The following is a 5,129-nucleotide window of genomic DNA, read 5'->3' as shown; positions in this document are numbered from 1 at the left end:
AAGCCCCAGCGGGGCGACATGTGCTGTGTCCGAGTGCCGCGGAGTGAGAATCTGCAGGAGGCTTTCTCGCGGAAATCGATCGGATGAATCTTGAAGTGAGAGAGTATCCTTCACTTCAGCCAAGTGAACTGAAAGAACGGGTCGCTTGAGTTGTCGATAAACTCCTGCCGTACTTGCCCGATTTATTAAAGGATTGAACTGACTTTGTTAGGAAATGGAGGAAACCAATGAATATCCGTAGTCCCTAGAATTGTCGACAAAATTCGGCGAGATCAGGAAGGCATTCTGGGCGAAGCGTATCAGGAGTATCTGTGCAATCCCAGCGCAACGGATGGATTGTTCATGTATTTCTTCGGCATAGATTCCGATGAACTTGTCGACAATGTGTGCAAAGGTTTGACAGATGAGGAACTTGAGCAGTGGTTTCTGGGATTGGAGGAGGCGACGCCAGAGATGATCAGTATGTGGAACGATTTCGGCGTGACGCTCGGAACTAAGGGACCACGGGCTCGCTTAAAGTTTGAAGAAGCTTTGCAGACTATCTACTCTGGATGCGACGACCCTGCGGTTCAGACATTTTATGACCTTATCGACTGGGACGAGGGAAGATTTCCCAACCCCAAAAAAGGATAGTATCCCACTATGCCGCAATCAGCACTCGGTGTCACTGTCCCGGAAGCAGAACCTTGGGTAAGAAACCTCCGTGAACGTTACGATCCAACTGCTGCAGTTGGAGTGCCCGCGCATATCACGGTGCTTTTCCCGTTTATATCTCCTGATTTGCTCACAGACAGCGATCTCGCTAGAGCCACCAAAACATTTCAGCGTTTTCAACCCTTTGAGTTCAGGTTTGAGCAAGTTGGTCGCTTTCCCGAATCCCTTTATCTCGTACCTGAACCCGATGAGCCGTTCATTTCGCTCACCGAAGCGATTGTGCGCGAATTCCCTGAGTATCCGCCTTACGGCGGGAAATTCACCGAAATCGTTCCGCACCTGACGGTTGCAAACAGGAGTGCAGAGTTCTCGGCTATTGCAGAGACGGAACTCTTGGCGATAATGGAGGAGTTAGGACCAATCCATGCGGTTTGCAATGTTGTCGAATTATATGAAAACTCAAGTGGACACTGGAGGTGGGCGCAGTCCTTCCCTCTCCAAAGTGGTGCCTCGCAACACAAGTAACCCGACGCCAAACAGGGCGCAGTCTGAATTCAACCGATGATTATCGTCGAAGAAATTGCCACAATACAGAAAGGGCTATCCCCTTCTGAGCGTGATCTGGTTAGACTCGATTGGAAGGCTCGCCAAAAATGCCGGCAGCGACTCAGAACGGAAAATGGACGAGAACTGTCCTACATAGACAGAAATGGTGATGTCTGGCTCATGAAATGTAGAGCGATTGCCTGAAAATTAACAACTATCATGGAGAAAATTGACAATGAAAAACACACATACCTTATATTCTATGATCTTACTGTGCGCTACGCTCTCCCTGTTGCTTGGTTGTATACTAATTGACCCTGGGCTCAAGCCGGACGATGAGCCTGGGTTGGCTGATATTCAGCTCAAACTGGATCTAAATCGGGAGAAGTGGATGTCAAAAATGGTGTCTAATTATGAATTTTACTTCCAACGGCATTGCTTTTGCTTTGAAGACGATATCGCACCGGTTATCATCTCTGTGCGTGACAACAGGATTGTCGATGTCAATTTTGTGGGTGGTAATGCTTTACGTACCATCAAAGATTTCGATGATTACCTGACAGTTGAGGGGCTTTTTGATTTCGTGCAGGAAAAAATCGATGAGAAAGTAGACTCCATTTCAGCTGAATATCATTCTGAATTGGGTTACCCAACAGAGGTGTGGATCGATCATGATATAGGTGCAGACGACGACGGAATAGGCTTCGAGATCCGGTGGCTGTCTATAAAATGACGACAAGCCTTACGACTGTCATAGAGAAGATATACAATGCTTATTATCCAAGACATCATTACGGGAGATACCAAACACTATCCACGAGAGCTAGACGTCGTACATCTCGATTGGGAGGCTCGCCAAAAATGCCGTCAACGACTCAGAACGGCAGCCGGACGTGAGATTGGGCTTGCACTGCCGACCGGCACCCGCTTGTCGCCCGGCGATGTTTTGTATCGGGATGCGGACGTTGAAATCGTCGTCGAAGGGGAGCCAGAGAAGGTGTTTGTCCTTCGCCTTGAGAAACGCGAAACTTATGGTCTTGCATGCTACCAGATCGGCAACCTGCATCGTCCCATCGGATTTGATGACGGTGCAATTCTGGTCCCTTATGAACCTGCTCTCGAAAAACAGTTAACCCGGCTCGGATTCGCCTACACCGTTGAGGAACGGATATTCACAGGCGTCGTCCAGCAATCGCAGTCCCATGCCCATGTCCACTGATACCGCCCTAGAAGGCAAATCCCTATTGACGCTTCTGCAGCTCACCGACAGTTTCTTTCCCACAGGTGCGTTCGCTCACTCCTTTGGCTTGGAAACCTACGTGCAGCTTGGGCTTATCAACGACCCTGAGACGTTTGAGATGTTTCTCAGGTCAACGTTCCATCACAGTCTCCGAAATGGTGATGCGGTTGCTATTGGGCTAACCTATAAGGCAACCGAGATCGAGGAAGTTGTTGATCTCGATAAGCGGTTCACTGCGATGAAAGTTGCCCGTGAATCACGGGAGGGGAGCATCAAAATCGGTAAGCAAGAACGAAACGAGATGCTAGATGAGTATGCCGAAGGGGTTCGAGCGGGCAGATGTGCCGGGCACCACGCAATCGCTTACGGCTTAGTCGCGTCCGCTGCAAAGATTGACCTGTTCTCAGCAGTCCTCGGTTATCTGCACGCCCACGTCGTCGGACAGGTATCCGCTGCGGTGCGGCTGATTCCACTGAAGCCAACAGATGGACAAAGAATCATCGACGCTATTCGTCCCGATCTCATCGACATCGCCCGGTTTGCTGAGGGAGCGGAGTTGGACGATTTGGGCAGTTTTACACCGGGGCTTGACATTCGCAGTATGCAGCACGAAAGGCTATATTCAAGGCTATTTATCTCCTAACTCAGGGCAGACCAATGTAGGGGCAGCCCTTGTGGCTGCCCTTTTTCGGAAAACTAAATCCTGAATTTAAGAGGACAAATCTCCATGAAACCGTTAAAAATTGGCATCGGCGGTCCCGTCGGATCGGGCAAGACCGCCCTAATCGAAAAGTTATGCAAAAGGATGCGGGACGCCTACGAATTGGCCGCAATCACAAATGACATCTTCACACGGGAAGATGCGGAAATACTCACGCGCCTTGAGGCGTTACCACAGGAACGAATTCTCGGTGTCGAGACCGGTGGCTGTCCGCATACCGCCATCCGCGAGGATATCTCTGCCAATCTTGAAGCGGTTGAACAGATAACAGCGGACTTTCCCAATCTCGATATTTTATTTCTTGAGAGTGGTGGGGATAACCTCGCCGCCTTCTTCAGTCCTGAGTTGGTTGATGCCGCGATCTATGTGATTGATGTCGCCGGCGGCGATAAGATCCCCCGAAAAGGCGGGCCGGGAATTACGCGATCCGACCTGCTAATTATCAACAAGATAGATTTGGCAGAATATGTCGGTGCCGATCTCACCGTCATGGCACGAGATACTAAGCGGATGCGCGGTGAAAAGCCTGCCGTGTTCACGGACCTGCGAAAATCGGAAGGACTTGAAGATGTCATCTCTTGGATACAGCGGGAATTGCTCTTTGAAGAAGATGCAAAATCTGAAAAATTAGATCAGTTCGCGAATCAAGCAATTGCAGATTTTCAGGCTGGAAAGTACAAGCAGCTATGAATCACTTCACAATCCCTTCATTGTGTAGCGTATTTGCAAGTTAAACGTTGTTATTGGAAGGAGGAGAGCTATGAGAACGTTCGACCCTGTGTCACTTTACTACATTACTCACATAGATAACTTACCCTCCATCCTTGACAAAGGTATCCCTGCTCACGCAAAAATCGAAGAACTAAATATATCTTCCACACCGATTTATAACCCAGAGATCGTCCGCAATCGCAAAGAAAAATCCACACCGGACGGAAAAAGCCTCTGGGATTACGCCAACCTATACTTTCAACCGCGTAACCCTATGATGTATTGCCTCGTCCATCAAAAAGAGAAAGAGGATCTGGTTGTCATTGGTGTTTTGAAGGGAGTATTGCAAGAACAGGATGTTGTTATCACGGATGGTAACGCAGCCAACGACCCAACGCGATTTTACTCCCAACCCGAAGGGCTAGCAGTGCTGTATGAGCAGCGGACGGTTATTCAGAGCGATTGGTGGAAGGAAGGGGATGGCTCCAAACGGAAAATTATGGCAGAATGTCTAGTACCCGGTCAAGTCAAGCGGGAATACATTCATTCGCTTTTTGTTGCTAACGATACCACCAGAGATCGGGTGAGGGGGATTGTTGGGAACCGCCAAATTCCTGTCATTCCAGAACCTCATAGGTTCTTTCAACCGGAATCCAAAGCTCAAATTGGAGACAACATTTCCCTAATTGATGGCGATATGTTTTTTTCCACCATGCAAACATTGACAATCAGTGTAAACCTTCGAGGAGTTATGGGAAAGGGATTGGCATCACGAGCGAAGTATCAATTTCCCGATGTTTATGTTATTTATCAAGATGTCTGCCGTGCTCAAAAAATTACAGCGAGGAAACCGTATCTGTATAAACGTGAGACTTCGTTAGATCAGGAGTTGGCGGACCCTAGCTTGCCGCTTTCGACACCCAATGCGGTAAAGTGGTTTTTGCTCTTTGCAACGAAGCGGCATTGGCGCGAAAATTCGCGTTTGGACGATATTGAAGGTGGTTTGGATTGGGTAAAAGGAAACTTTGAGAAGGAAGGGATTCAATCTCTAGCGATGCCGGCACTAGGTTGTGGATTGGGTAATTTGGATTGGGCTGATGTCGGACCGCTCATGTGTAGGTACTTACACGGCTTAGGGATTCAAGTCGCAATCTACCTTCCACGCGAACACAAAATAGATCCACAATACTTGACAGAATCGTATCTACTCGCACACCAAGAAATTTAACTATGGTGAATGATAAAAATAAATAGACA

At 48.4% G+C, this 5,129-nt stretch carries 7 protein-coding genes; all 7 read left to right on the top strand.

Annotation, left to right across the window (positions count from 1 at the left end; all coding sequences use genetic code 11):
- The first annotated feature begins 231 nt into the window (after positions 1-231).
- The 7 genes from J4G02_22580 (at position 232) to J4G02_22550 (ending at position 5,100) form a co-directional block, all read left to right on the top strand.
- Positions 232-633, top strand: a complete 402-nt coding sequence (locus tag J4G02_22580; protein ID MCE2397298.1) for a DUF5069 domain-containing protein — start codon at positions 232-234, stop codon at positions 631-633.
- Positions 634-642: 9 nt separating this feature from the next.
- On the top strand, positions 643-1,179 hold the full coding sequence (locus J4G02_22575) for a 2'-5' RNA ligase family protein (protein ID MCE2397297.1): 537 nt from the start codon (positions 643-645) through the stop codon (positions 1,177-1,179).
- Positions 1,180-1,435: 256 nt separating this feature from the next.
- Positions 1,436-1,933 carry a hypothetical protein gene (locus J4G02_22570; protein ID MCE2397296.1) on the top strand — a complete coding sequence of 166 codons (498 nt, stop codon included), beginning with the start codon at positions 1,436-1,438 and terminating at the stop codon, positions 1,931-1,933.
- A 36-nt stretch (positions 1,934-1,969) separates the two neighbouring features.
- Positions 1,970-2,419 carry an urease accessory protein UreE gene (locus J4G02_22565; protein MCE2397295.1) on the top strand — a complete coding sequence of 150 codons (450 nt, stop codon included), beginning with the start codon at positions 1,970-1,972 and terminating at the stop codon, positions 2,417-2,419.
- Complete coding sequence (locus tag J4G02_22560; GenBank protein ID MCE2397294.1) at positions 2,409-3,083, top strand: urease accessory protein UreF; 675 nt, start codon at positions 2,409-2,411, stop codon at positions 3,081-3,083. The genes J4G02_22565 and J4G02_22560 overlap by 11 nt, the downstream gene beginning before the upstream one ends.
- An 84-nt stretch (positions 3,084-3,167) precedes the next feature.
- Positions 3,168-3,851 carry an urease accessory protein UreG gene (gene ureG, locus J4G02_22555; GenBank protein ID MCE2397293.1) on the top strand — a complete coding sequence of 228 codons (684 nt, stop codon included), beginning with the start codon at positions 3,168-3,170 and terminating at the stop codon, positions 3,849-3,851.
- Between the two features lie 70 nt (positions 3,852-3,921).
- Positions 3,922-5,100, top strand: coding sequence for a DUF4433 domain-containing protein (locus J4G02_22550; protein MCE2397292.1), 1,179 nt, complete (start codon positions 3,922-3,924; stop codon positions 5,098-5,100).
- Positions 5,101-5,129 lie beyond the last annotated feature (29 nt).

Source organism: Candidatus Poribacteria bacterium, assembly GCA_021295755.1.
In the GTDB taxonomy this organism is placed as follows: Bacteria; Poribacteria; WGA-4E; order WGA-4E; family PCPOR2b; genus PCPOR2b.
Note: the sequence above shows the minus strand (reverse complement) of the source record. Positions and strands in the feature narration are given on the sequence as shown.

Coding starts and splice junctions, on each gene's coding strand:
- J4G02_22575 (MCE2397297.1), top strand. CDS start 643: ATGCCGCAATCAGCACTCGGTGTCACTGTCCCGGAAGCAGAACCTTGG.
- J4G02_22570 (MCE2397296.1), top strand. CDS start 1,436: ATGAAAAACACACATACCTTATATTCTATGATCTTACTGTGCGCTACG.
- J4G02_22565 (MCE2397295.1), top strand. CDS start 1,970: ATGCTTATTATCCAAGACATCATTACGGGAGATACCAAACACTATCCA.
- J4G02_22560 (MCE2397294.1), top strand. CDS start 2,409: ATGTCCACTGATACCGCCCTAGAAGGCAAATCCCTATTGACGCTTCTG.
- ureG (MCE2397293.1), top strand. CDS start 3,168: ATGAAACCGTTAAAAATTGGCATCGGCGGTCCCGTCGGATCGGGCAAG.
- J4G02_22550 (MCE2397292.1), top strand. CDS start 3,922: ATGAGAACGTTCGACCCTGTGTCACTTTACTACATTACTCACATAGAT.